The sequence below is a fragment of the Paracoccus sp. MC1854 genome (assembly GCF_014164635.1).
GTDB lineage: Bacteria > Pseudomonadota > Alphaproteobacteria > Rhodobacterales > Rhodobacteraceae > Paracoccus.
The window spans coordinates 89379-113204 of sequence record NZ_JACJFU010000001.1 but is presented as its reverse complement, the minus strand read 5'-3'; the positions used below and the strand labels follow the sequence as shown (position 1 = coordinate 113204).

At 67.8% G+C, this 23826-nt stretch carries 24 protein-coding genes; 15 read left to right on the top strand and 9 right to left on the bottom strand.

The features are described 5' to 3' along the window. Positions 1-92: 92 nt before the first annotated feature. Positions 93-911, top strand: a complete 819-nt coding sequence (locus tag H5395_RS00550) for a sulfotransferase family protein (RefSeq protein ID WP_182790577.1) — start codon at positions 93-95, stop codon at positions 909-911. Between the two features lie 147 nt (positions 912-1058). Here H5395_RS00550 and hemN read toward each other — a convergent pair whose 3' ends face one another. Continuing rightward, on the bottom strand, positions 1059-2414 hold the full coding sequence (gene hemN / locus H5395_RS00545) for an oxygen-independent coproporphyrinogen III oxidase (RefSeq protein ID WP_182790832.1): 1356 nt from the start codon (positions 2412-2414) through the stop codon (positions 1059-1061). A 38-nt stretch (positions 2415-2452) separates the two neighbouring features. Between hemN and fnrL the strand changes: the two genes are divergently transcribed. Then, positions 2453-3214 carry a transcriptional regulator FnrL gene (gene fnrL, locus H5395_RS00540; protein WP_182790576.1) on the top strand — a complete coding sequence of 254 codons (762 nt, stop codon included), beginning with the start codon at positions 2453-2455 and terminating at the stop codon, positions 3212-3214. Positions 3215-3229: 15 nt separating this feature from the next. On the opposite strand, the gene H5395_RS00535 is transcribed toward fnrL, so the two are convergent. Continuing rightward, positions 3230-4069 carry a universal stress protein gene (locus tag H5395_RS00535; protein ID WP_182790575.1) on the bottom strand — a complete coding sequence of 280 codons (840 nt, stop codon included), beginning with the start codon at positions 4067-4069 and terminating at the stop codon, positions 3230-3232. 196 nt (positions 4070-4265) lie between these two features. Between H5395_RS00535 and ccoN the strand changes: the two genes are divergently transcribed. The 8 genes from ccoN to ccoS all read left to right on the top strand — a co-directional run bounded on the left by ccoN (position 4266) and on the right by ccoS (position 12483). Continuing rightward, positions 4266-5882: a cytochrome-c oxidase, cbb3-type subunit I gene (gene ccoN / locus H5395_RS00530; RefSeq protein WP_182790574.1), complete on the top strand. Its 1617-nt coding sequence runs from the start codon at positions 4266-4268 to the stop codon at positions 5880-5882. Between the two features lie 12 nt (positions 5883-5894). Further along, positions 5895-6620 carry a cytochrome-c oxidase, cbb3-type subunit II gene (ccoO, locus tag H5395_RS00525; protein WP_182790573.1) on the top strand — a complete coding sequence of 242 codons (726 nt, stop codon included), beginning with the start codon at positions 5895-5897 and terminating at the stop codon, positions 6618-6620. Between the two features lie 13 nt (positions 6621-6633). Further along, entirely contained in the window at positions 6634-6843 is a 210-nt protein-coding gene (locus tag H5395_RS00520) for a cbb3-type cytochrome c oxidase subunit 3 (protein ID WP_182790572.1), read from the top strand. 242 nt (positions 6844-7085) lie between these two features. Then, positions 7086-7967, top strand: a complete 882-nt coding sequence (gene ccoP / locus H5395_RS00515; RefSeq protein ID WP_234450944.1) for a cytochrome-c oxidase, cbb3-type subunit III — start codon at positions 7086-7088, stop codon at positions 7965-7967. A gap of 251 nt (positions 7968-8218) precedes the next feature. Next, positions 8219-9679, top strand: coding sequence for a cytochrome c oxidase accessory protein CcoG (gene ccoG, locus H5395_RS00510; RefSeq protein ID WP_182790570.1), 1461 nt, complete (start codon positions 8219-8221; stop codon positions 9677-9679). 1 nt (position 9680) lies between these two features. Then, positions 9681-10148 carry a FixH family protein gene (locus tag H5395_RS00505; protein ID WP_182790569.1) on the top strand — a complete coding sequence of 156 codons (468 nt, stop codon included), beginning with the start codon at positions 9681-9683 and terminating at the stop codon, positions 10146-10148. Next, positions 10145-12325: a heavy metal translocating P-type ATPase gene (locus tag H5395_RS00500; protein ID WP_182790568.1), complete on the top strand. Its 2181-nt coding sequence runs from the start codon at positions 10145-10147 to the stop codon at positions 12323-12325. Before H5395_RS00505 ends, H5395_RS00500 begins: the two co-directional genes overlap by 4 nt. After that, positions 12325-12483: a cbb3-type cytochrome oxidase assembly protein CcoS gene (ccoS, locus tag H5395_RS00495; protein ID WP_182790567.1), complete on the top strand. Its 159-nt coding sequence runs from the start codon at positions 12325-12327 to the stop codon at positions 12481-12483. Before H5395_RS00500 ends, ccoS begins: the two co-directional genes overlap by 1 nt. A gap of 474 nt (positions 12484-12957) precedes the next feature. On the opposite strand, the gene H5395_RS00490 is transcribed toward ccoS, so the two are convergent. Further along, entirely contained in the window at positions 12958-14535 is a 1578-nt protein-coding gene (locus H5395_RS00490; protein WP_182790566.1) for a D-alanyl-D-alanine carboxypeptidase family protein, read from the bottom strand. Positions 14536-14813: 278 nt separating this feature from the next. On the opposite strand from H5395_RS00490, the gene clpS reads away from it, so the two are divergent. Then, on the top strand, positions 14814-15134 hold the full coding sequence (gene clpS, locus H5395_RS00485; RefSeq protein ID WP_182790831.1) for an ATP-dependent Clp protease adapter ClpS: 321 nt from the start codon (positions 14814-14816) through the stop codon (positions 15132-15134). Then, positions 15135-16130, top strand: coding sequence for a methyltransferase (locus H5395_RS00480; protein WP_182790565.1), 996 nt, complete (start codon positions 15135-15137; stop codon positions 16128-16130). On the opposite strand, the gene H5395_RS00475 is transcribed toward H5395_RS00480, so the two are convergent. After that, positions 16112-16522 carry a hypothetical protein gene (locus H5395_RS00475; RefSeq protein WP_182790564.1) on the bottom strand — a complete coding sequence of 137 codons (411 nt, stop codon included), beginning with the start codon at positions 16520-16522 and terminating at the stop codon, positions 16112-16114. The two genes, H5395_RS00480 and H5395_RS00475, sit on opposite strands and share 19 nt — an antisense overlap. A gap of 78 nt (positions 16523-16600) precedes the next feature. Between H5395_RS00475 and hemF the strand changes: the two genes are divergently transcribed. Further along, on the top strand, positions 16601-17461 hold the full coding sequence (hemF, locus tag H5395_RS00470) for an oxygen-dependent coproporphyrinogen oxidase (RefSeq protein WP_182790563.1): 861 nt from the start codon (positions 16601-16603) through the stop codon (positions 17459-17461). 4 nt (positions 17462-17465) lie between these two features. Here hemF and H5395_RS00465 read toward each other — a convergent pair whose 3' ends face one another. Together H5395_RS00465 and hemE are read right to left on the bottom strand one after the other, a co-directional pair. After that, the gene (locus tag H5395_RS00465; protein ID WP_182790562.1) at positions 17466-18335 is read right to left on the bottom strand and encodes a DMT family transporter; all 870 of its coding nucleotides are present in this window, start codon (positions 18333-18335) and stop codon (positions 17466-17468) included. 4 nt (positions 18336-18339) lie between these two features. Then, the gene (gene hemE, locus H5395_RS00460; protein WP_182790561.1) at positions 18340-19407 is read right to left on the bottom strand and encodes a uroporphyrinogen decarboxylase; all 1068 of its coding nucleotides are present in this window, start codon (positions 19405-19407) and stop codon (positions 18340-18342) included. A 118-nt stretch (positions 19408-19525) separates the two neighbouring features. Here hemE and hemC point away from each other — a divergent pair, with 118 nt between their 5' ends. Then, on the top strand, positions 19526-20500 hold the full coding sequence (gene hemC / locus H5395_RS00455) for a hydroxymethylbilane synthase (protein ID WP_182790560.1): 975 nt from the start codon (positions 19526-19528) through the stop codon (positions 20498-20500). On the opposite strand, the gene H5395_RS00450 is transcribed toward hemC, so the two are convergent. After that, on the bottom strand, positions 20501-20929 hold the full coding sequence (locus tag H5395_RS00450) for an iron-sulfur cluster assembly scaffold protein (RefSeq protein ID WP_182790559.1): 429 nt from the start codon (positions 20927-20929) through the stop codon (positions 20501-20503). It lies immediately after the preceding gene. 58 nt (positions 20930-20987) lie between these two features. On the opposite strand from H5395_RS00450, the gene hisI reads away from it, so the two are divergent. After that, positions 20988-21344: a phosphoribosyl-AMP cyclohydrolase gene (hisI, locus tag H5395_RS00445; protein ID WP_182790558.1), complete on the top strand. Its 357-nt coding sequence runs from the start codon at positions 20988-20990 to the stop codon at positions 21342-21344. Positions 21345-21348: 4 nt separating this feature from the next. On the opposite strand, the gene gluQRS is transcribed toward hisI, so the two are convergent. Both gluQRS and trmFO read right to left on the bottom strand, forming a co-directional pair. Continuing rightward, positions 21349-22263 carry a tRNA glutamyl-Q(34) synthetase GluQRS gene (gene gluQRS, locus H5395_RS00440; protein ID WP_182790557.1) on the bottom strand — a complete coding sequence of 305 codons (915 nt, stop codon included), beginning with the start codon at positions 22261-22263 and terminating at the stop codon, positions 21349-21351. Then, positions 22245-23582 carry a methylenetetrahydrofolate--tRNA-(uracil(54)-C(5))-methyltransferase (FADH(2)-oxidizing) TrmFO gene (gene trmFO, locus H5395_RS00435; RefSeq protein WP_182790556.1) on the bottom strand — a complete coding sequence of 446 codons (1338 nt, stop codon included), beginning with the start codon at positions 23580-23582 and terminating at the stop codon, positions 22245-22247. Before trmFO ends, gluQRS begins: the two co-directional genes overlap by 19 nt. Positions 23583-23826: the final 244 nt, after the last annotated feature.

The window sequence follows — 23826 nt, the reverse complement described above, 5'->3', positions numbered from 1 at the left end:
GATCGTGACAAATCCAGCGTCGCGAGTTGCCTTGGCTGCATAACGATTTTATGGGCAGGGACAAGCCGCTCAACTGACAGGGGACTCACGCCATGGCTTTTCCCGGCACCTGGATGACCGAAAGCGAAAGCATGGCCTACCGGGTGGTGCCGAAATGCGCCTGCTCGACCATCGGGCAGATCATGTTCTTTTCGGACCACGGCCGCTACTTCGACGGCGACATCCACGACTCGACCGGTGGTCTGCACAAGTGGAACCAGGACAACAGCCAGGAGGCGATCGACCGGGCGGTGAAGGTGCGCAAGCCCGTGTCCTTCACCTGCGTCCGCAACCCTTACGCGCGGATCCTGTCGTCTTTCTTCGACAAGATCGCGGGCATCCAGCGCAACGGCAAGCGCTACCGCGGCAACATGATCCCGCAGATCATGCAACGCTACGGGGTCGAGGTCGGCTCGCCCGAGGACAACTTCGATTTCGACCAGGTGACCAGCTTCCGCCGCTTCCTTCTGTTCGCCCGCGACACCATCCGCTGGCGCCGCCCGATGGAGCCGGACATCCATTGGTCGGCCATGTCCGGCCACATCGCGACCTTCATCGTGAACGGCGGCCGCTATGACCGGATCTTCTTCACCGAGAAGTTTAACGAGGGGATGCAGAAGGTCTTGGACGCAGCCGAGACGCCGGTGAAGCTGGACGTGAACGAGGTGCCGCGCTTCAACGAATCCGAAGGGCATGGACCGAAGCGGCTGCACAAGGTCAGCGAGTATTTCGACGACCTGTCGCGACACCTGGTCTGGGAAATCTACAAGAAGGATTTCCAGTTGTTCCGCTATGACTTCGACAATCCCGACAGCAAGATGCCGAAGGGCGAGGTCGATCTGGACGAGGTCCACGCCAAGCTGGGCCGATAGGGCCTCGGACGAGGCGCCTGCGGCAAGGCTCCGGCGCCTCCGGCGGGGATATTTGGGGCCGAAAGACAGATCAGCGAAGGGGGTTGCGACTCTGGTCTTTCGGCTGGAAATATCCTGGGGTCCGGGGCAAGGCCCCGGTCCGGCGTATCAGATGGCTGGGCTGTGGCCCTTGGCCTCCATCTCGTAGCCGTCGAACATCCGCGCGATCATGCGGGTCAGCGGGCGGCCGCGTTCCGGGATCGACAGGCCCTCGGCATCCACCGTCACCATCTCGCCGAACTGTGCCTTGACCGGAGCGAACAGCGCGGCCAGCGCCTCGGCAGTGAAGCCGTGGTCACGGGTGAACTCATCGGCCGAGATGCGGAAGTCGCACATCAGCGCCTCGATCATGCGGGCGCGCCAGATGTCCTCGGGGGTGAAGACATGGCCCTTGGTGGTCGAGAAGCGCCCCTCGCGGATCGCCTTGACATGGGCGCCGGTCGCGGGGGCGTTCTGCGCATAGCCCTGCGGGAAGCGCGAGATGGAGGAGGCGCCCATGCCGACCAGCACCTGCGCCTGGTCGTCGGTGTAGCCCTGGAAGTTCCGGCGCAGCAGGCCCGCCTTCTGCGCCACCGCCAGCCCGTCGCCGGGGCGGGCGAAGTGGTCGATACCGATCTCGTCATAGCCGTCGGCCACCAGCAGGTCTCGGGCGACCTCGAACAGCCGCAGGCGGGCCGGGGCATCGGGCAAGGCGTCCTCGGGGATCATGACCTGCCGCTTGGCCATCCACGGCACATGGGCATAGCCGTAAAGCGCGATCCGGTCAGGCGACAGCGCCATCAGCTTCTGGATCGAATCCGCGATCCGGTGCGGCGTCTGGTGGGGCAACCCGTAAAGGATGTCGGTGTTCAGGCTTCTGATGCCGCGCTTGCGGATCATCCGAACAGCCTCGGCTGTGATCTCGAAGCTCTGCTCGCGACCGATGGTCTTCTGGATCTCGGGGTCGAAGTCCTGCACCCCGATCGAGGCGCGGGTCAGCCCGTATTCCGCCAGCGCGTCCATACGCGCTTCGTCGATCTCGTTGGGATCGATCTCGACCGAGAACTCGGCCCCTTCCGCCAGCGGGAAGGCGTCGAACACCGCGCCCGCCACGCGCCGCATCATGTCGGGGGGCATCAGCGTCGGCGTGCCGCCGCCCCAGTGCAGCCGCGACAGGCGCACGCCGGGGGCGAGGTTCGCCTTCAGCAGCTCCAGTTCCGCCAGCAGGATGTCGGCATAGGCGCGTACCGGGGCGTCGGACTGGGTGCCCTGCGTGCGGCAGGCGCAGAACCAGCAGAGCCTGCGGCAGAAGGGCACATGCATGTAAAGCGAGATCGACGCGCCCGCCGGGATCGCGTGGATCCAGTCAGTGAAACCGGCCGGTCCCACGGAGAGCTTGAAATGCGGGGCGGTGGGGTAGGACGTATAGCGCGGCACCCGCGCGTCAAACAGCCCCAGCCGCGTCAGTTGCGATTCCTGTTCCATGGCCATAGGGATGCCACCGAAAGCGGGGCAGAACATTGATGCAGGTCAAACTCGGTTCCGAGGCTTCGTGCCGGTCGCTGCAGGTTCCCTGCGAGGATTGCCCGATCCGCTATCGGGCCGTCTGCGCCAGTTGCGAGGCGCCGGAACTGGACCGGCTGGACGCCACCAAATACTACCGCCGCTACGAGGCGGGGCAGGTCGTGGCGCTGGCGGGCGAACGAATGGATTTCGTGGGCTCGGTCGTCTCGGGCGTGGCCGGGCTGTCGCAGACGATGGAGGACGGGCGCACCCAGATGGTGGGGCTGCTGCTGCCCTCGGACTTCCTGGGCCGGCCGGGGCGCGAGACCTCGACCTATGCCGTCACGGCGCTGTCGGACCTGCTGCTCTGCTGCTTCCGCCGCAAGCCCTTCGAGGAACTGCTGCGGTCCAGCCCACGCGTCGCCGCGCGGCTGCTGGACATGACGCTGGACGATCTGGACGCCGCGCGGGAATGGCTGCTGCTTCTGGGCCGCAAGTCGGCGCGCGAGAAGATCGCGTCCTTCCTTGCGGCGCTGGCGCGGCGCGGCGCGGTGCTGCGCCAGTCCCGCCCGCAGGGCCGGGTCGAGATCGAACTGCCCCTGACGCGCGAAACCATGGCCGACTATCTCGGCCTGACCATCGAGACGGTCAGCCGCCAGATCTCGGCCCTCCGGCGCGACGGGGTGATCGCGCTGGAAGGCACGCGGCGGATCACCGTGCCCGATTTCCACCGGCTGGTGCTGGAAAGCGGCGACGATGCCGACGGCGGCCCGCTGAGCTGAGGGCCGCCGCGCGGATCAGCGCGCCATCAGCACCGGCAGGGTCGCGCGTTCCAGCATGTGCCGCGTCGCGCCGCCCATGATCGCCTCGCGCAGCCGCGACTTGCTGTAGGCGCCCATCACGATCAGGTCGGCCCCTGTTTCCACACCGCGGCGGTTCAGCACCTCGGACACGGTCGGCAGGGTCTTGGCCAGCACCGCGATCTCGGCCTTGACGCCGTGGCGCGTCAGCATCTGGCAGAGCTTGCCGCCGGGGTCCGAGCCTTCGGGCGAGTGGGGCGAGGGGTCCACCACCGCGATCTCGACCGCCTCGGCGGCCTTCAGGACAGGCAGGGCGCGGCGGACGGCGTGCAGCGCCTCGTCCGACTGGTTCCAGGCGACCAGCACCCGCCTGCCGATGTTCTCGACCGTCACGGTTTCATGCGGCAGCACCAGGACCGGGGCGCCGCCTTCGAACAGCGTGGCCTCCAGCGCCGCCTCGCTGTCGCGCGCGGCATGGGTGCCGTAGGGCTTTTCCAGCACCACGAGGTCGGCAAAGCGCGCCCGCATCGCGATCAGCGTGGACACGCCGCCCATCTGCGCCACCGCGCTTTCGACCGACCATCGGATGTCCTCGGGGGCAAGCTCGGCGCGGACCTCGGCTTCCAGCGTCTCGGCTGCGGCCATGGCGCGGTCGATCGCCTCCTGGAAGACATAGGCCGAGGCGCCGGCATAGTAATAGCCGGTCTGGGTGTGGTCTACCCCCACCGCGAAGACTTCGAGATGTGCGTCCTCGCGCCGGGCGATCGCCACGGCGGCCTCGATCTGCCGCTTCTGGTCCGGCTGGGTGATGACGGTGAGGATGGTCTTGTAGCCCATGCGCCTGATCCTTCTTCTGGGGCGGCCCTTTCGGCAAAGGTTGCCCGCGACAGTATGCCGCCCTAGCCACTGGTTTTGTTGACGCAGATCAAGGTTTCGTAAACATTCGCTCAATAGAGGACATGGCCAAGACGGTTTGCCGGATCGCCGCAGGGCGATTCGGCCGTGCTGTTGCGAGACAAAGGACACCAACACGATGTGGGATAGCTTGAAGCTGATCGTGCTTGGCTTGATCGCGGTGTTCGCCGCGATCGCGGCCAACTATGCGCGCGATCTGGCCTATCAGGTCAATGCGCTGACGGTCATGCTGGCCGCCGGGCTGACATTCATCTGGGTTCTGCGCCACATGGACGACCCGAACCGCACGCTGGCGGTCGCGGGCGCGCAGAACGAATATCTTGACGGCCCGATCCGCGTGGGCGTCATCGCGACCGCCCTGTGGGGCGTCGTGGGCTTCCTGGTCGGCGTCATCATCGCGGCGCAGCTTGCCTGGCCGTCGCTCAACTTCTCGGACGCGCTGCAGGGCTTCACCAACTTCGGCAAGCTGCGCCCCCTGCACACCTCGGCGGTGATCTTTGCCTTCGGGGGCAATGCGCTGATCGCGACCTCGTTCTACGTCGTCCAGCGGTCCTGCGCGACGCGGCTCTGGGGCGGCAACGCGGCCTGGTTCGTGATCTGGGGCTACAACCTGTTCATCGTCCTGGCAGCGACCGGCTATATCCTGGGCGCGAGCCATTCCAAGGAATACGCCGAACCCGAATGGTACGTGGACCTGTGGCTGACGATCGTCTGGGTCGTCTACCTGATGATCTACCTCGGCACGATCATGAAGCGGCGCGAGCCGCACATCTACGTCGCCAACTGGTTCTACCTGTCCTTCATCGTGACCATCGCGATGCTGCACATCGTCAACAACCTGGCGATGCCGGTCAGCATCTTCGGGTCCAAGTCGGTGCCGCTGTTCGCGGGCGTGCAGGACGCGATGACGCAGTGGTGGTACGGCCACAACGCGGTGGGCTTCTTCCTGACGGCCGGGTTCCTCGGGATGATGTATTACTTCATCCCCAAGCAGGCCGAGCGTCCGGTCTACAGCTACAAGCTGTCGATCATCCACTTCTGGGCGCTGATTTTCATGTATATCTGGGCGGGTCCGCACCACTTGCATTACACGGCGCTGCCGGAATGGGCCGCGACGCTGGGCATGGTGTTTTCCATCATGCTGTGGATGCCGTCCTGGGGCGGCATGATCAACGGGCTGATGACCCTGTCGGGCGCCTGGGACAAGCTGCGCACCGACCCGATCCTGCGGATGATGGTCGTGGCCGTCGGCTTCTACGGCATGGCGACCTTCGAGGGGCCGATGATGTCGATCAAGGCCGTGAACTCGCTGTCGCATTACACCGACTGGACCATCGGCCATGTCCATTCCGGCGCTCTGGGCTGGAACGGCATGATCACCTTCGGCGCGCTCTACTATCTGACGCCGCGGCTCTGGGGGCGCGAGCGGCTGTATTCGACCGCCGCCGTAAGCTGGCACTTCTGGCTCGCGACCATCGGGCTGGTGCTTTACGCCGCCTCGATGTGGGTCTCGGGCATCATGGAGGGGCTGATGTGGCGCGAGGTCGACAGCCAGGGCTTCCTGGTCAACGCCTTCGCCGATACCGTCATCGCCAAATATCCGATGCTGGTCGTGCGGACGCTGGGCGGGGTGTTCTTCCTCGCGGGCGGGATCATCATGGCCTGGAACCTGTGGGCGACGGTCGCCAAACAGCCGCGCATCGCGTCCGATCGCGTTGCCGTTCCGGCCGAATAAAGGGGATCTTCCATGGCACTTCTCGACCACCACAAGATCCTCGAAAAGAACGCGACGCTGCTTCTGGTGTTCTCGTTCCTCGTGGTGACCATCGGCGGCATCGTCCAGATCGCGCCCCTGTTCTACCTGGAAAACACCATCGAGGAGGTGGAGGGGATGCGCCCCTACACCCCCTTGGAACTGACCGGGCGCGACATCTATGTCCGCGAGGGCTGCTATGTCTGCCACAGCCAGATGATCCGCCCGATGCGGGACGAGGTCGAACGCTACGGCCATTACAGCCTTGCCGCGGAATCGATGTATGACCACCCGTTCCAGTGGGGGTCCAAGCGCACCGGGCCGGACCTCGCCCGCGTGGGGGGGCGCTATTCGGACGAATGGCACATCGACCACATGGTGGACCCGCGCTCGGTGGTGCCGGAATCGATCATGCCGGGCTACGGCTTCCTGCGCGACCGGCACATCGACCCGACTTATATCGCGGACCGGCTGATCGCCGACCGCCGCGTGGGCGTGCCCTATTCCGAAGAAATGGTCGCCGAGGCCCGCGCCGATTTCCTTGCGCAGGCGGACCCCGACCTCGACCCTTCGGGGCTGGAGGAGCGCTATCCGGGCGCGCAGGCGCGCAACTTCGACCGGCAGGCGGGCGTGACCGAGATGGACGCGATCATCGCCTATCTGCAGGTTCTCGGCACGATGGTCGATTTCTCGACCTTCCAGCCGGAACAGCACCGCTGAGGGCGCAGGGGGAATGGACCGCTATTCCTTCCTGCGCCAGTTCGCCGACAGCTGGGTGCTGCTGGCCCTGACACTGGTGTTCATCGGCGTGGTCCTGTTCGTGTGGCGGCCGGGCTCGCGCCGGCTGCACCGGGACGCCGCCGAAAGCATCTTCCGCAACGAGACGAAACCCGCCCCCGAGCCAGACGAAAAGGCCAGGGTGGACCGCAAGGAGGGCGAGTGATGGCCGATCCCAAAGACGAGAACCCGCCCCGGGACGAGAGGCCGACCCCGCGCGAACGCGAGGTGGCCGAGAACATCGGCGCGGACATCAACGATCCGCACGAGTCGCCCGCCAACCCCGAGAACCGCATCTCGGTGGAACGGCGCGCGGCGGACCAGGAAAACGCCGAGCAGATCCTCGAGAACATGCCCGAGGTGCTGACCGGGGTGAAGCCGCGGTCGGAACGCGAGCCGCGCCGCAAGATCACGCGCCGCGTGGGCAAGAACGTCGTCGAGGTCAAGTCCACCGGCCACGCTTGGGACGGGATCGAGGAATACGACAACCCGCTGCCGCGCTGGTGGCTCTGGACCTTCTACGCCACCATCATCTGGGCGGTGGGCTACGTCATCGCCTATCCTGCGGTCCCGCTGGTGAACGACTTCACCCGCGGCGTCCTTGGCACCACCCAGCGCGACGACGTCGAGGCCGAGATGCGCCGCTTCGACGAGGCGAACGCGCCGATCGAGACCCGCCTTGCCTCGGTCGATCTGACCGAGATCACCGGCGACCCCGAATTGCTGAACTTTTCCAACAACGCGGGCGCCTCGATCTTCCGCACCTATTGCGCCCAGTGCCACGGCGCGGGGGCGGCGGGGAACCCCGGCTATCCGAACCTGCTGGACAACGACTGGCTGTGGGGCGGCACCATCGAGGACATCCACCTGACGCTGCTGCACGGCATCCGCAGCCCGGACGATCCCGACACCCGCTATTCGGAAATGCCCCGCTTCGGCGTTGACGGCATCCTCGACGACCAGCAGATCGACCAGGTCACGCAATATGTGCTGTCCCTGTCCGACCTGCCCCATGACGAACCCGCCGCCGCCGATGGCGCCGTGGTCTACGAGGAGAACTGCGTGGCCTGCCACATGGAGGACGGCACCGGCGACCGCAGCCAGGGGGCGCCGAACCTCGCGGATGCGGTGTGGATGTACAACGTGGACGGTCGCGGCGACGAGGCGACCATCCGTCGGGTCATCCACGACGGACCCTTCGGCGTGATGCCCGCCTGGTCGGACCGGCTGAGCGAATCCGACATCCGCGCCGTCGCGACCTATGTCCACGGACTCGGCGGCGGCGAGTGACCTTGGCCTCATTCGCCGGCCCGGCGCGGCCCTGACAGGCGCGCCGGGCCGGCGTTGCGGTTCCTCTGTCCACTTTCGGGAGGCCGCCCTTGACGAACCGGCTCGCGTCCTCTTGCATGAATCATGCAGGGGGTGCGACAAACAGTCCCTGAAAAGCCGGCCTGCTTGTGCCATATATGGCAGGCTGCTGGCACTTGATGGAGGTCAAGGCCACCGCTGCAGGGCCCGCCCCTGCACATCAGGAGTCGCATATGTCCACCGTCGAGCAGGAACCCCCCCGCCTTTACGCGGCGCGCGAGCCGATCTTCCCGCGCCGGGTCAGGGGCAACTTCCGCAATCTCAAGTGGGTGCTGATGGCGTTGACGCTGGGCATCTATTACATCACCCCCTGGATTCGCTGGGACCGGGGGCCCGGGATGCCCGACCAGGCGGTTCTGGTGGATCTGGCCAACCGACGCTTCTTCTTCTTCTGGATCGAGATCTGGCCGCACGAATTCTATTTCGTCGCCGGCCTTCTCATCATGGCGGGGCTTGGGCTGTTCCTGTTCACTTCGGTCCTGGGCCGGGTCTGGTGCGGCTATTTCTGCCCGCAGACCGTCTGGACCGACCTCTTCATGATGGTCGAGCGCCGGATCGAGGGCGACCGCAACGCCCGCATCCGCCTGTATGAGCAGGGCTGGGATGCCCGCAAGGTCCGCCTGCGCGCGACCAAATGGGCGGCCTGGCTGCTGATCGGCCTGCTGACCGGCGGCGCCTGGGTCTTTTACTTCGCCGATGCGCCGACGCTGCTGCGTGACCTCGTGACGCTGAACGCCCATCCTGTCGCCTATATCACCATTGGCATCATGACCGCGACCACCTTCTTCTTCGGCGGCTTCGCGCGCGAACAGATCTGCATCTACGCCTGTCCCTGGCCCCGCATCCAGGGCGCCATGATGGACGAGAACACCCTGACCGTCGCCTATCGCGAATGGCGGGGTGAGCCTCGTGGCAAGATCGCCAAGGGTCAGCCGACCAAGTCCGACATCCCCCCCGGCGCCAAGGGCGACTGCATCGACTGCCTTGCCTGCGTGAACGTCTGCCCCATGGGGATCGACATCCGCGACGGCCAGCAACTGGAATGCATCACCTGCGCGCTGTGCATCGACGCCTGCGACGACGTGATGGCTAGGATCGGCAAGCCGCGCGGGCTGATCGACTACATGGCGCTGAAGGACGAGCATGCCGAGAAGACCGGGCAAGAGGGCGAATCGCTCTGGAAGCACGTCCTGCGTCCGCGTCCGCTGCTGTATTTCACTCTCTGGGGCGCGATCGGCGTCGGGTTGATCGTGGCGCTGTTCCTGCGCGCGCCCTACGACCTGAATGTCTCGCCGGTGCGGAACCCGCTTTACGTCACCATGTCCGACGGCTCGATCCGCAACACCTACGAGCTGCGGCTGCGCAACATGCAGGGCGAAGAAAAGACCTTCGCCGTGGGCGTCGAGACTGCCGGGGGCGAGATGCTGCCAAACGCACAGATCACGCTGGAAGGCGGGCGGGACACGGTGGCGGTGCCGCAGGACCAGACCTTCGAGCAGCGGGTCTACCTGACGGCCGAGCCAGGCTCGGCGCTGGCGACCAGCGGCCAGACCCCTCTGACGATGTGGATCGAGGACGTGGACTCGGGCCGCCGTGCCGCGGTCGAGACGGTCTTCCATGGAACGGAGCGGTAGGATGACGCGGGAACTGACCGGGCGGCATGTGCTGGCGATCACGCTGACCGCCTTCGGCGTCATCGTCGGGGTCAACCTGCTGATGGCCTTCAAGGCGGTCAGCACCTTTCCGGGGCTGGAAACGCCGAACAGCTATGTCGCCTCGCAGCGCTTCGACCGGGAAAGGGCAGCCCAGGCGGCGCTCGGCTGGACGGTCACGCCGGAATATGACGGGCGCGAGTTGACGCTGATGGTCCGCGACGCCCAAGGCAACCCGGGCCGCGTCCAGTCGCTGAGTGCGACCGTCGGCCGCCCCACCCATGTGCGCGACGACCAGGTGCCGCAGTTCATCTATGAGAACGGGCTGTTCCGCGCGCCCCTGGCACTGGCCCCCGGCATCTGGAACATCCACGTCACGGCCAAGGCCTGGGACGGGACCGAGTTCCGCCAGCGCATCGACCATTTCTCGGGCAGCAGGGTCAGGGAATGACCGACGCGCGGGTGGATTTCGAAAGCCGCTTCAGCGCCTGCCCGGCCTGTGACGCGGCACCTCTGGCGGGCCGTCTGGCGCGCACGGGGCCGGTCCGGGGCGACGTGATCCTGTCGCTGCCGACGGCCCATTGCGCCGCCTGCATCACCGATGTCGAGCGCGCGCTTTCCGCTGTGCCGGGGGTGCGCGACGCGCGGGTGAACCTGTCGCTGCGCCGCGTCGTCGTGGATGCCGAAGGGCTGCGCGCCGAGGACCTGATCCCGGTCCTCGACCGCATCGGCTACGAGGCGCATGAGCTTGACCCCGGCGCGTTCAGCGCCACCGCCGCCGACCGGCAGGGCCGCGACCTGCTGATGCGGATCGGCGTTTCGGGCTTTGCCATGATGAACGTGATGATCCTGTCCATCGCCGTCTGGTCGGGGGCGGATGCGGCGACGCGGGACCTGTTTCACTGGATCGCGGGCGCCATCGCAGTGCCGACCACGATCTTCGCGGGCAAGCCGTTCTTCGTGAACGCCTGGCGCTCGGTCCGGGCGGGGCGGCTTGGCATGGACGTGCCGATCTCGCTGGCGCTGATCCTCGCCAATGCGATTTCCATCTACGAGACGCTGAACAGCGGCCGCCACGCCTATTTCGACGGCGCGGTGACGCTGTGCTTCTTCCTGCTGATCGGGCGCTACCTCGATTATCGCAGCCGCGCCGTGGCGCGATCCGCCGCCGAGGAACTGACGGCGCTTGAGGTGCCCCGTGCGGTCCGGCTTGAGGACGGGGCCGAGGAAACCGTGCCGGTGTCCGACCTCAAGGCGGGCGACCTGATCCTGGTGCGTCCCGGCGGGCGCATCCCCGCGGACGGGGTGGTGACGGCGGGCGGCTCGGAAATCGACCGCTCGCTGCTGACGGGCGAGTCCGTCCCGGTCGCAGCCCATCCCGGCGACGCGCTGTCGACGGGCGAGGTCAACCTGACCGGCCCCCTGACCCTGCGGGTGACGGCGGCCGGGCGCGACAGTTCGCTGTCGCGGCTGACGGCGCTGGTGGCGGCGGCGGAATCGGCGCGCGGGCGCTATACCTCGATCGCCGACCGGGTGAGCCGTTTCTATGCGCCGACGGTGCATCTGCTGGCCTTTTTCAGCTTCCTCGGCTGGCTCTGGGCGACGGGCGACCTGCGGGTGGCGCTGAACGTGGCGGCGGCTGTGCTGATCATCACCTGTCCCTGCGCCCTGGGGCTGGCGGTGCCGGCAGTCGTGACCACCGCCTCGGGACGGCTGTTCCGCAAGGGGCTGCTCATCAAGGACGGCACCGCGCTGGAACGTCTGGCCGAAGTCGATACCGTGATCTTCGACAAGACCGGCACCCTGACCATGGGCACGCCGGAGCTTGCCGGCGACGGCGGCCTGGACGCCGAAAGCCGCGCGCTCGCGGCGGCACTGGCCGGGGCCTCGGCCCATCCGCTGTCCCGGGCGCTGGCTGCTGCCATCGAGGAGCCTGCGGCGAAGGTCGAGGACCTGCGCGAGATCCCCGGCCACGGCGTCGAGGGGCGCTGGCAAGGGCAACTCGTGCGGCTCGGCCGCGCCGACTGGATCGGGGCTGCGGATGACGCGCCGGGTGCCGCGACCTGGCTGCGGATCGGCAAGCGGGTCAGCCGCATGGACTTCACCGACAGCCTGCGGCCGGGCGCCGCCGAGACCGTGGCGCGGTTGCGCCATGCCGGGCTGCGGGTGATGATCCTGTCGGGCGACGGCGCGGGTGCCGTGTCCGACATCGCCGCGCGGCTGGGGGTCGAGGAATGGCGCGCGGGCGTGACCCCGCAGGAGAAGGCGGCGGCGGTGGCCTCGCTTTCGGCCGAAGGACGGCACGTCCTGATGGTCGGCGACGGGCTGAACGACACGGCGGCGCTGGCCTCGGCCCATGCCTCGATCTCGCCGGCAAGCGCGCTGGACGCGGCACGGGTGGCGTCGGACATGGTGCTGGTCGGCAAGGACTTGGGGCCGATCGCGGATGCCGTGGGCGTCGCGCGCTCGTCGATCCGGCGCATCCGCGAAAACTTCGCGCTGTCCGGCTTCTACAACATCATCGCGGTGCCGGTCGCGCTGGCGGGGCTGGCGACCCCTCTTATCGCTGCGCTGGCGATGTCTCTGAGTTCCATTGCCGTCACCCTGAACGCGCTGAGGGTCCGCTGATGGAGGTGCTGCTGTTCCTGATCCCCGTCTCGCTGTTCCTCGGTGGGCTGGGGCTGGTGGCGTTCCTGTGGACCTTGCGGAACAAGCAGTACGAGGACCCCAAGGGCGACGCGCACCGCATCCTCAGCGACGAATGGGACGACCGGCCCAAGCCGTGAAGGCTGCCTGCGGGGCATGATTGAAGAAGATGCGGCATCTGACCTGTGACGACTTTCAAGGGCACGATGATCCTGTTGCGGCCCTGCGGCTGACGCATACGCTTGTTGCACCGCCGGTCCGGAGGCTGTCTGCCCCGATCGCCGTATACGACGATCCCCGAAGATATTTGTGCGATGAAGAAGGACACCGGGTTGCCCTGCCGCTTGACTAGGCGATGCGGATACCCGCGTGACCAACTGGTTCTGCGGTGACGGGGAACATAAGGGGCGAATGGCGCATTGCCGGGATCATTGATCGGGCGCGGCAAGCTTGATCCATCGGAACATCCGGGAAAGGGCGGCCTTTGACCGGAAACGCCGGTGTTCCTGCGCAATGAAGTTGTTCCGGCGTATCGGGGGGCCGTTGACGATCGTGCACCGGCAAGAAAAAAGGCCCGGTCTCACCGGGCCTTTGTCACCGTCGGCAGCGGTCGCTCAGTTCCCCAGCACCTTGCAGCGCTGTGAGCGGGCAGCCAGCTTTTCGCAGGCAAGATTCGCCGCGTCGCGGGTCAGGCCCGAGAAGTTCGCCTCCCACCCTTTCGGGGTGTTGCCGACATGGCGGTTGGCGTTGTTCAGCACCGCGCTTTCCTGCAGGGCGGTCCGCAGCAGAAGCTGCTCGGCTTCGGCCTTGGTCTTGTAGCGGCCAAGCGTGATGCCGTGATTGCCGCGGCCACGCGTCGAGGGGCGGGACACGATCTCGACCGCCTCGGGTTCGGAGCGGTCGCCTTCCTCCTCCATCGCGGCGAGGATCACCGTGTCGGACTTGCGCACGGGCTTGTCCGACGCTGCCAGCCGGGTGCCTGCCGAGGGCGCGGCGTCCTGCTTCGGCGCTGCCGCCGCCACAAAGGTCGAGCCGGGGGTGCGCGGCGCCTTGGCCATCGCGGCCGGTCCGCTGCGTGGGGCGGGGGCGGGCCGGCTGGCATCCACGATGGCGCCTGCGACGGCAGCCTCGACGGCGGCCGGGTCCGCGGCGGCCAGCCTGACCGGGGCGGCAGCGGCAGCGGCAGCGGCAGCCGGCCGGCGGGCAGGGCGGGCAGAGCCGACGCTGGCCTGTGCGACCACGGGGGCCGCCTGGGCCGGCGCAGGCGCCGTCGCCTGCCGGCGCTCGGGTTCAAGCGGCACGGTCGAGCCCCTGACGGGCCGGGCCGCGACCGGCGAAGGGACCGGCGGCGCGCTGCGGGCGACCTGCACGCTGCGCTTGCGTTCGACCATGTACTCGGGCGGCTCGGGCCGGATCTCCTTGACCCGGGCAGGGGCCTTGCCGAAGCCGGTGTCCAGAAGCTGCGCCATGACCGCGTTGCGCTGCGCCGTGGACTGGCCGCCCATCACCGTGGCGATGATCCGCTTGGACCCCCGCTGGGCCGATGCGGTCAGGTTGAAGCCCGCCGCGCGGGTATAGCCGGTCTTGATCCCATCCGCGCCCTGGTAGCTGTCAAGGAACCGCTTGTTGGTGCTGGCGACCGTGGCGATCCCCGCATCCGCCGAGCGGCGCGAGAAGATCGAATAATACTGCGGGAAGTCATAGAACAGCCGCCGCCCCAGCACCGACATGTCGCGGGCGGTGGAATAATGCCCGTCCTGCGTCAGCCCGTTGGCATTGCGGAAAGTGGTGTTGCTCATCCCCAGCGCCCGAGCCATCGCCGTCATCTGCTGGCCGAACCGCGCCTCGGACCCCGCCAGCCCCTCGCCGATGGCGGTGGCGGCGTCGTTGGCCGATTTCACCGCCGCCGCGCGGATCAGGTAGCGCAATTCGATCTGCTGGCCCGCCCGCAGGCCCAGACGCGAGGGCGGTTGCCCCGCCGCGTGCTTTGTCACCGTGAACCGGGAATCCAGCCGGACCTGTCCCCGCTCGATCGCCGTGAAGGCCATGTAGAGCGTCATCATCTTGGTCAGCGAGGCCGGATGCAGCCGCGCATTCGCGTTCTGCGAATAGATTTCCTTGCCTGTCCTGCCGTCCATGACATGGGCGGCGAAGGGGGCGGCAGATGCCGTCAGGGGTATCAGGGCGGCCATGAAGACAAGCCACCCCGCGATCAGGGTTCTGTGAAGGATTTGCACTGTCCCGGTCTCTCTGCCTGCGGGCGCGTTCTTTATCGCACACCCTTGATTAACAGACTCACGATAGCACGGGGGTTGAGTTGCGAAAACCTTAGAATTGCCACAACCGGAGGTTTTGCGCGGCCTGTTGGCGGCGAGAGGCTTTCACTTGGCGTTTCGCGGTCCTATATTCCATGGCAACCCGCCCGTTCAGGACAGAAGCCGCCGTGACGTCGACGCCCGATTTTCCGCGCATGACCGACTCGCCTTCCGATGGCCAGAACGAGTCAGGCATTGCGGTCAAGACCAAGCCAAAGACCCAGCGCCCGCCGCTTTACAAGGTGTTGCTGCTGAACGACGACTTCACCCCGATGGAGTTCGTCGTCCATATCCTCGAACGCCTGTTCGGGATGACACACGCCCAGGCGATCGAGATCATGCTGACCGTCCACCGCAAGGGCGTGGCCGTGGTCGGCGTCTTTTCTCACGAGATCGCCGAGACCAAGGTCGCGCAGGTGATGGAACTTGCCCGCCGCCAGCAGCATCCGCTGCAATGCACAATGGAAAAGGAATAGGTGGCGGGCTCTCGGCTTGAGCTGATCGACCCCATCGAGGGCTCGGTCCTGCTGATCGGGGCAGGACCGGGGGATCTTGCGGACTTTGATCCGGCCCGCACGACGGTCGTGCAGGGGTTCCGCCCGTCCTATGATTCGATTGCGGCGCAGGGATTCCGGGCGCTGACCTCGGTCGAGGGGCGGGCGGATGCCGCGGTGGTCTTCTTGCCCCGCGCGCGGGCCGAGGCCCGGGCGCGTGTCGCCGCCGCCGCCGCCGCGCTGGACGAAGGCGCGGCGCTGTGGATCGACGGGCAGAAGACCGACGGCATTGACGCCATGCTGCGCGAGATGCGGGCGCTTGCCCCGGTGGATCAGGTGCAGTCCCGCGCGCATGGAAAGATCTTCCGCGTGACCGTTCTCGGCGGCGACTGGCTGCCCGCCGAGTGGAAGAGCGCGAAACGAATGATCGACGGCGGCTTCGTGACCGCGCCCGGCGTCTTTTCGGCGGACGGCCCCGATCCGGCTTCCGTGGCGCTGGCGGCCTGCCTGCCGGAACGTCTGCCGACCCGTATCGTCGATCTGGGTGCGGGCTGGGGCTGGCTTTCCGCGCAGGTGCTGACCCGTCCCGGCGTCGAGTTGCTGCATCTGGTCGAGGCCGAGCATGCCGCGCTGGATTGCGCCCGTCGCAACGTGACCGACCCCCGCGCCCACTTCCACTGGGCCGACGCCACCACCTTCCGCCTGTCCGAGCCGGTGAACGGCGTCGTCATGAACCCGCCCTTCCACGAGGGCCGGGCGGCCGACCCGCATCTGGGCGCGCGTTTCATCCGTGCCGCGGCCGGGCTGCTGACCGGGGCGGGGCGGCTGTGGATGGTCGCGAACCGGCACCTGCCCTATGAGGCGGCGCTGAACGAGTTCTTCGCCAATGTGCAGGAGATCGGCGGCGACAACCGCTTCAAGGTCATCACCGCGACCGGGGCAGGGCGCCCGAAAAGGCGTCAGCCTTCCTCGGGATAGGCGGCGCGGCAGGCGGCGACGGCGCGTTCGGCGTTCGGGCGCAGCGCGGCGACCCTTTCGCGCAGGTTCGCGGCCTTGCGCTGCTCTACAAGCGGATCGATCGGCACCCGGAACCGCTGGGTGTCGGCCACGTCGCGCCAGCAGGAACGCTGCACCAGCACGCGCTCGCCGTCGCGGTTCCGTCGGATCGTCGGGCAGAAGTCGAACTCGGTCCGCGTCACCACCCGCTCGTCCCAGGCATAGCCGCGCACGAGGTTCCCCTCGACCTCGGCCAGCAGGCGGGACACCGTGCGGTATTCGTCGGTGTTGCGGGAAATGCACTGTTCCTGCGGCGTGCCGCAGGCGGCGAGCGTCAGGCAGGCCAGCGCGGTCAGGGTCAGGTTGCGGCTCATCGGCGGCACCTCTAATCAGGTCGGGTTGAATCCTAGCGCGGCGCCGTGGGTGCCGCAATTCACGAAAGGCCCCTGGCGATGGACATGAGCGACGAGCGCCGCGAGGCTTCCGACTGGTTCCGCGCCCTGCGCGACCGCATTACCACGGCCTTCGAGGCACTGGAGAACGAAGGGCCGGGCGATACCGCCCCCGGCCGGTTCGAGATCACCCTGACCGAGCGGGCCGAGGATGGCGGCGGCGGCATCATGTCGGTGATGCGCGGGGGCCGCGTCTTCGAGAAGGTCGGCGTCAACTGGTCCGAGGTGCACGGGACGCTCGCCCCCCGCGCCCAGACCGCCATGGCCGCTCGCGGCGTGCCGGGGATCGAGGATGATCCGCGCTTCTGGGCCAGCGGCATCAGCCTTGTCGCCCACATGCAGAACCCCCACGCCCCCGCTGTCCACATGAACACGCGGATGTTCTGGACCCCAGGCGCCTGGTGGTTCGGGGGCGGGTCGGACCTGAACCCCTGCCTCGAATACCCCGAGGATACCGCGCATTTCCACGCTACCCTGCGGGATGCCTGCACTCCTCACGGCGCCGATTACTATGACCGCTTCAAGGCTTGGGCGGACGAGTATTTCTTCATCCCCCATCGCGGCCGTGCGCGCGGCGTCGGCGGCATCTTCTACGACGACCTGAACACGGGCGACTGGTCCGCCGACTTCGCCTTCACCCGCGCGGTGGGCGAGGCCTTCCTGCCCGCCTTCCTGCCTTTGGCGCGGAATCGCATGGCGCAAGACTGGACGCCCCAGGACAAGGATGCCCAACTGATCCACCGGGGCCTCTACGCGGAATACAACCTCGTCTACGACCGCGGCACCAAGTTCGGGCTGGAAACAGGCCACAACCCCGACGCCGTGCTGATGAGCCTGCCGCCGATGGCGAAGTGGGTCTGATGCCTCAGTGCGTTGTCCACAGAAGCCCGACCACGCCCGCGACGATCAGGGCCATGCCGGAAAGCTGGCGCGGGCCCATCGCCTCGCGCCGGTGACGCGAGACGGCGGCGGCGAAGACCACCTCGACCAGCGCCAGCGTCCGCACATTGGCAGCGGGCGCCAGCGCGAAAGCGAGGAACCAGAACTGCGAGGCCAGCGCCCCGAGGAAGCCTGCGCCCAGCGACTCGCGCCAGGCAGCCAGCATTCCGCACAAGGCAGGGCGGTCGCGCGAGGCAAGCCAAGCGCCGACCAGCACCGTTTGCAGCGTCAGCGACAGCACGAGGATCGTGGTTGCCCGCATCAACTCGCCGCCCGAGGGCAGCGACAGGATGCCGCCGCGAAAGCCGATGGCTGACAAGCCGAACAGCCCTCCTGCAAGGATGGCGAGCGCCGCCGGTCCCGGCCCGGCCCGCCGCCATCCACTGCCCGACATCGCCAGCACACCGGTGGTCGCCACAGCGATGGCCCCAAGCCGGGCTGGGGTCAGCGGCTCGGCCAGCAGCACCGCGCCGAGGATGGCGAGCGTCACCGGCTCGGTCTTGATCAGCGCGGTGGCGACGGCAAAGCCCCGCCGCTGCATGGCCGTCAGCATCAGCGCCGTCGCCGCGATCTGCGACACGGCTCCCGTTGCGGCATAGCCGAAGGCGGTGGCGTTCAACCGGGGCAGCGGCTCGACCAAGGCTATCAGGCCGAGAAACAGAAGGGCAAAGGGCAGCCCGAACAGGAACCGCACCCCCGTCGCGCCCATCGTCCCGATGCGCGAAGTCAGCCCTGCCTGCGCCGCGTTGCGTCCGGTCTGCGCCAGCGAGGCGATCAGCGTCGCGGCGATCCACATCGGCTCAGCGGGCTTCGCGCACCGTGCGGATCATCAGCGCCACGTTCTCGGGGTCCGCGTCCGGCGTGATCCCGTGGCCGAGGTTGAAGATGTGCGGCCCGCCCGAGAAGGCCCGCACAATGGCGCGGGTCTCATCGACCAGCGCCTGCCCGCCCGTGACCATGTGTCCCGGCGCGAGGTTCCCTTGCACGCAGCCGTCACGCTGAACATGCTCCGCCGCCCAATCGGCGGACACCGAGTTGTCCAGCGCCACGCAATCCGCCCCCGTCACTTTCGCAAAGCCGATGTAGCGATCCCCCGCCTCGCGCGGGAAGGCGATGACAGGGATATGCGGATGACGTTCCTTGAGAGCGGCGATGATCTTCCGGGTGGGTTCCACGGCGAAATCGTCGAAGTCCTGCCCGCGCAGGCTGCCCGCCCAACTGTCGAACAGCTTGACGACCTCGGCCCCGGCCTCGATCTGCGCGGACAGGTAAAGGATCGTGGCCTCGGTTACACGGTCGATGATCCCCTGGAAGGTCGCGCGGTCCGTTTCCTTCAGCGCATGCGCCGGCGCCTGTTCCAGGCCGCCGCGGCCCGCGATCATGTAGGTCGCCACCGTCCAGGGCGCGCCCGCGAAACCAATCAGAGTCGTCTCGCGCGGCAATTCGCGCGACAGGATACGGACGGTTTCGTAGACCGGCGCCAGCGTCTCGTGGATAGCCTCCGCCGGTTTCAGCGCGGCCAGTTCTTCGGGCGTTGTAATGGTGGACAGGCGTGGCCCCTCGCCGGTCACGAACCAGAGGTCCATCCCCAGCGCCTGCGGGATCAGCAGGATGTCGGCGAACAGGATCGCCGCGTCGAAGCCGAAGCGGCGGATGGGCTGCAGCGTGACCTCGGCCGCGAGGTCCGGGTTGTAGCAGAGCTTGAGGAAATCCCCCGCCTGCGCCCGCGTCGCGCGGTATTCGGGCAGATAGCGCCCGGCCTGCCGCATCATCCAGATCGGAGGCACCGGCTGGCGCTCGCCCGCAAGGGCGCGCAGGATGGTCTTGGACGGGCTTTGCTGCGGTTCGGGGCGGATGGCTTGGGTCATGCGGCCTTGTCGCAAGCCGCGGCAGCGCTTGCAAGCGGGGCGGATGGCGCAGGCGCGGATGCGCCCTTCTGCCGCAACGCGGTTGTCAAGGCGAGGGCGCGGGGATAACCCGTCGCGCATGGACGCTTTACCCACCCCCGACCGCCCGCTTCGGATCGGCACCCGCGGCTCGGCGCTGGCGCTTGCGCAGGCGCACGAGACGCGCGACCGGCTCGCTGCCGCGCATGACTTGGCCGCGGATGCCTTCGAGATCGTGGTCATCAAGACCACAGGCGACCGCGTGCTGGACCGCCCCCTGCGCGAGATCGGCGGCAAGGGCCTGTTCACCCGCGAGATCGAGGACGCGCTGCTCGACGACCGCATCGACATCGCCGTCCACTCGATGAAGGACATGCCGGTCCTGCAGCCCGAGGGGCTGGTGATCGACTGCTACCTGCCGCGAGAGGACGTCCGCGACGCCTTCGTCAGCCGCCGCTGGGGCTCGATCGCTGAATTGCCTGCGGGCACGCCCGTCGGCTCCTCCAGCCTGCGCCGGCGGGCGCAACTGATCCACTATCGCCCCGACCTGACGATGGTCGAGTTCCGGGGCAACGTGCAGACCCGGATGCGCAAGCTGGACGAAGGCGTGGCCGAGGCGACCTTCCTCGCCATGGCTGGCCTGACGCGGCTTGGGATGCTGGACGTGGTCCGCAGCGCCATCGCGCCCGACGAGATGCTGCCCGCCGTGGCGCAGGGCGCCATCGGGGTCGAGCGGCGCCGGGACGACGTGATCGCGGGTTCGATGCTGGCGACGATCTCGGACCTGCCGACGACGCTGCGGGTCACGGCTGAACGCGCCTTCCTGCGCCGCCTCGACGGGTCCTGCGAGACGCCGCTGGCCGGGCTGGCGGAACTCGACGGCGAGAACCTCTGGCTGCGGGGCGAAATCCTGCTGCCCGACGGCTCGCTGTCGATCCGCGGAGAGCGGCGGGGGCTTGTCAGCGACGGCGTGGACATGGGCCGCGACCTGGCCGAGGAACTGCTGGGCCGCGCCCCGCCCGAGTTCCACGAGTTGATGGGGATCAACCCCGAAAGGATTTCTCCGCCCGTCTGATCAGGCGCCGGCGGCCTCGGCCGCGGCCTCCCAAGCCAGCAGGATCGAGGCGTGGCGGTTCGGGAAATCCCGCGCCGGGGTCAGCGCCTCGGCACCGGAAAAGGGGCCTTCGGGTGCGGATGCCCCTTCGGTCAGCATCGCGCGAAGGCTGTCACGGGCAGCGGCAAGCTCGGCCGGCGTCCGTCCGATGACCGCGCCTCCCAGCACAGCGGCCGAAGCCTGCCCCAAGGCGCAGGCCCGCACCTCCTGCGCGAACTCGGTCACGACCCCATCCGCGACAACCACATGCGCCGTCACCGTTGACCCGCATTGAGGGGATCGCCGCGTGGCCGATCCGGTCGGCGCGGGCAGGCGGCCCAGATGCGGGATGTCGGCAGCCAGCGCCAGCAGTCTGCGCGAATAAAGCGCCATCAGATCGTCGTCGGCCATCGCTTTTCCCCACACCGTCTGCCCGCTAGATAGGCATCCGAGCCTGAAAGGAAAACCGATGTTCGACCCTGCGACCCTGCGTTTCGACGCGAATGGCCTGATCCCGGCCATCGCGCAGGACCATGCCTCGGACGAGGTGCTGATGATGGCGTGGATGAATGCCGAGGCGGTGAGGCGCACGCTCGAGACGGGACGGGTCACCTACTGGTCGCGCTCGCGGGCGGCGTTCTGGGTCAAGGGCGAAAGCTCCGGCCACATGCAGCGGCTGGTGGAAATGCGGCTCGACTGCGACCGCGACTGCCTGCTCATGCTGGTGGAGCAGACCGGCCCCGCCTGCCACACCAACCGCAGGACCTGCTTCTATACCGCCATCCGCGATCAGGCGGAGGTCGAGCTGATGGCGCCCGAACCCTGAAATCTCAAGGGTTTTCCGCCTGACCCGAATATCCATGCGGCGATAGCGCATGGCTACAACTGGCTTGTGTCAGACCAACGGCGCCGGCGATGTCCTTGGGTGAGGCCCCTTCAGCCCGGCAAAGCGAGATCGCGCGGGCGTTGTCGCGCTTGGCCAGCCGCTTGCCCGCCTCATCCCGGATCAGCCGGTGGTGGTGGTAAAGCGGCTGCGGCAGATCGAGCAGCGCCTGAAGAAGCGCATGGATATAGGTCGAATCGAACAGGTCTTTCCCGCGCGTGACCAGCGTGATCCCCTGCGCGGCGTCGTCCACAACGACCGACAGGTGATAGCTGGTCCCCATGCCGCGCCGAGCCAGAACCACGTCGCCCACGCCGGCGATGAAGTCCTCGGTTGTCAGATCATGGCGCTGGCCGGGCAGCACAACCTCGTCCTGAAAGCCGATGCGGTCGAGGCCGAGCCGCGCAAACGCCCACCGCAGGTTCAGCCGGATCGCGTCGTCGGGGCCTGCGTCCTCCATCTGCCGCCCTCGGCAAGTGCCGGGATAGACCGGGCCGTCGGGGCCGATCAACCCTTCCTGGGGGGCAGACAGCGCCGCCGCGATGTCCGCGCGGCGGCAGCGGCAGGGATAGAGCAGGCCCATGTCCGCCAGCCGGTCCAGCGCGGCTTGGTAGGCGGGCAGCCGGTCGGACTGGCGCATCACTGGCTGCGGCCAGTCGAGGCCGAGCCAGCGCAGGTCTTCGTGGATCGCTGCCTCCCATTCCGGGCGGCAGCGCGAACGGTCGATGTCCTCGATCCGCAAAAGGAACTCGCCGGGATCGGCCAGCCGTGCGGCGGTCAATGCGGCGAAGGCGTGCCCGAGGTGCAGCGGCCCGGTGGGCGAGGGCGCAAAGCGCGTCCGCCTTACTGCGCCGAAAGCCACGCCTGGAAATCCTGCTTGGCGCGGTCGGTATAGGCCGGATAGCGGTCCTTGCGGCCGCGCCGACCTGCCTTGGCCTCGACCGGGGGGAACAGGCCGAAGTTGACGTTCATGGGCTGGAAGGTCTTCGCCTCGGCCCCGCCGGTGATGTGATGGACCAGCGCCCCCATCGCCGTGGTGCCCGGCGGCGGCGGCAGGTCGCGCCCCATGGCATGGGCGGCGGCCATGCGCCCGGCCAGCAAACCCATCGCGGCGCTTTCGACATAGCCCTCGACGCCCGTGACCTGGCCTGCAAAGCGGATGTTGGGACGGGAACGCAGCCGCATCCGGTCGTCCAGCAGCGTGGGCGAGTTCAGGAAGGTGTTGCGGTGGATGCCGCCCAGCCGCGCGAAGCCTGCCTCCTGAAGGCCGGGGATCATGCGGAAGACCTGAGTCTGCGCGCCGTATTTCATCTTGGTCTGGAAGCCGACGATGTTGTAAAGCGTCCCCAGCGCGTTATCACGCCGAAGCTGGACCACCGCGTAGGGTTTCTCCTGCGGCTTGTGGGCGTTCGTCAGCCCGACCGGCTTCATCGGACCGTGGCGCAGGGTGTCGCGGCCGCGATCGGCCATCACCTCGATGGGCAGGCAGCCGTCAAAATAGCCGGCGGTTTCCCCTTCGCGGAACTCGGTCTTCTCGGCGGCCAGAAGGGCGTCGATGAAGGCGTCGTAGTCGTCGCGCGTCATCGGGCAGTTGATGTAGGCGGTGCGCTCCTCCTCGGTGTCGCCCTTGTCATAGCGGGATTGCCGCCAGGCCACGCTCATGTCGATGGTGTCGGCGTGGACGATGGGCGCGATGGCATCGAAAAAGGCGAGCGCATTCGCCCCCGTCCGGGCGGCGATGGCCTGTCCCAGCGCGGCCGAGGTCAGAGGCCCGGTGGCGATGATCCAGTTGCCATCGTCGGGCAGGGCGGTGATCTCGCCGGCCTCGATCGTCACCAAAGGATGGGCGCGCAGGGCGGCGGTCACGTCGGCCGAGAAGGCGTCGCGGTCCACGGCCAGCGCACCGCCCGCCGGCAGCTTGTGGCGGTCGGCCGCCCCCATGATGAGGCCGCCCGCCGCGCGCATTTCCCAGTGTAGCTGGCCCACGGCGTTGTTCACGTCGTCATCCGAGCGAAAGCTGTTGGAGCAGACCATCTCGGCGCAGTCGCCCGTGCGATGGGCGAAGGTGCCGATCTGGGGGCGCATCTCGTGCAGGATCACCGGAACGCCCGCCTGGGCTGCCTGCCACGCGGCCTCGGAGCCAGCCATGCCGGCACCGACGATGTGGATGGGTTGGGTCATGGGGGGGATGTAGCAACGAAGAGCCGGGTGCGAAAGGTGGCAGCGCCGACCGGGGCTCTGCCCCGATCGCCACTTCCGCGGCCTTCCTGGCTGGAAATGCTCTGCCGGACCATTCCCAGCCAGGAAGGTCGGGGTATTTGAGGCAGAAAGAAGTTCTCGAGGAAAACGCATGGCGCATGCGGGGGATCGTCTTGCGCGACGATCCGTATGGAAGAATGAACGCTGCGAGGCCGTGTCCCTGAGC

What these genes read in the sequence shown, in the direction of transcription:
- hemN (WP_182790832.1), bottom strand. Translation starts at nt 2,414, where the DNA reads ATGGAACAGGAATCGCAACTGACGCGGCTGGGGCTGTTTGACGCGCGG.
- H5395_RS00500 (WP_182790568.1), top strand. Translation starts at nt 10,145, where the DNA reads ATGACCGACGCGCGGGTGGATTTCGAAAGCCGCTTCAGCGCCTGCCCG.
- H5395_RS00550 (WP_182790577.1), top strand. Translation starts at nt 93, where the DNA reads ATGGCTTTTCCCGGCACCTGGATGACCGAAAGCGAAAGCATGGCCTAC.
- ccoG (WP_182790570.1), top strand. Translation starts at nt 8,219, where the DNA reads ATGTCCACCGTCGAGCAGGAACCCCCCCGCCTTTACGCGGCGCGCGAG.
- trmFO (WP_182790556.1), bottom strand. Translation starts at nt 23,582, where the DNA reads ATGACCCAACCCATCCACATCGTCGGTGCCGGCATGGCTGGCTCCGAG.
- H5395_RS00535 (WP_182790575.1), bottom strand. Translation starts at nt 4,069, where the DNA reads ATGGGCTACAAGACCATCCTCACCGTCATCACCCAGCCGGACCAGAAG.
- clpS (WP_182790831.1), top strand. Translation starts at nt 14,814, where the DNA reads ATGACCGACTCGCCTTCCGATGGCCAGAACGAGTCAGGCATTGCGGTC.
- H5395_RS00520 (WP_182790572.1), top strand. Translation starts at nt 6,634, where the DNA reads ATGGACCGCTATTCCTTCCTGCGCCAGTTCGCCGACAGCTGGGTGCTG.
- hemE (WP_182790561.1), bottom strand. Translation starts at nt 19,407, where the DNA reads ATGACCCAAGCCATCCGCCCCGAACCGCAGCAAAGCCCGTCCAAGACC.
- fnrL (WP_182790576.1), top strand. Translation starts at nt 2,453, where the DNA reads ATGCAGGTCAAACTCGGTTCCGAGGCTTCGTGCCGGTCGCTGCAGGTT.
- hemF (WP_182790563.1), top strand. Translation starts at nt 16,601, where the DNA reads ATGGACATGAGCGACGAGCGCCGCGAGGCTTCCGACTGGTTCCGCGCC.
- ccoO (WP_182790573.1), top strand. Translation starts at nt 5,895, where the DNA reads ATGGCACTTCTCGACCACCACAAGATCCTCGAAAAGAACGCGACGCTG.
- H5395_RS00465 (WP_182790562.1), bottom strand. Translation starts at nt 18,335, where the DNA reads ATGTGGATCGCCGCGACGCTGATCGCCTCGCTGGCGCAGACCGGACGC.
- ccoS (WP_182790567.1), top strand. Translation starts at nt 12,325, where the DNA reads ATGGAGGTGCTGCTGTTCCTGATCCCCGTCTCGCTGTTCCTCGGTGGG.
- H5395_RS00475 (WP_182790564.1), bottom strand. Translation starts at nt 16,522, where the DNA reads ATGAGCCGCAACCTGACCCTGACCGCGCTGGCCTGCCTGACGCTCGCC.
- hisI (WP_182790558.1), top strand. Translation starts at nt 20,988, where the DNA reads ATGTTCGACCCTGCGACCCTGCGTTTCGACGCGAATGGCCTGATCCCG.
- hemC (WP_182790560.1), top strand. Translation starts at nt 19,526, where the DNA reads ATGGACGCTTTACCCACCCCCGACCGCCCGCTTCGGATCGGCACCCGC.
- H5395_RS00450 (WP_182790559.1), bottom strand. Translation starts at nt 20,929, where the DNA reads ATGGCCGACGACGATCTGATGGCGCTTTATTCGCGCAGACTGCTGGCG.
- H5395_RS00505 (WP_182790569.1), top strand. Translation starts at nt 9,681, where the DNA reads ATGACGCGGGAACTGACCGGGCGGCATGTGCTGGCGATCACGCTGACC.
- ccoN (WP_182790574.1), top strand. Translation starts at nt 4,266, where the DNA reads ATGTGGGATAGCTTGAAGCTGATCGTGCTTGGCTTGATCGCGGTGTTC.
- H5395_RS00490 (WP_182790566.1), bottom strand. Translation starts at nt 14,535, where the DNA reads ATGGCCGCCCTGATACCCCTGACGGCATCTGCCGCCCCCTTCGCCGCC.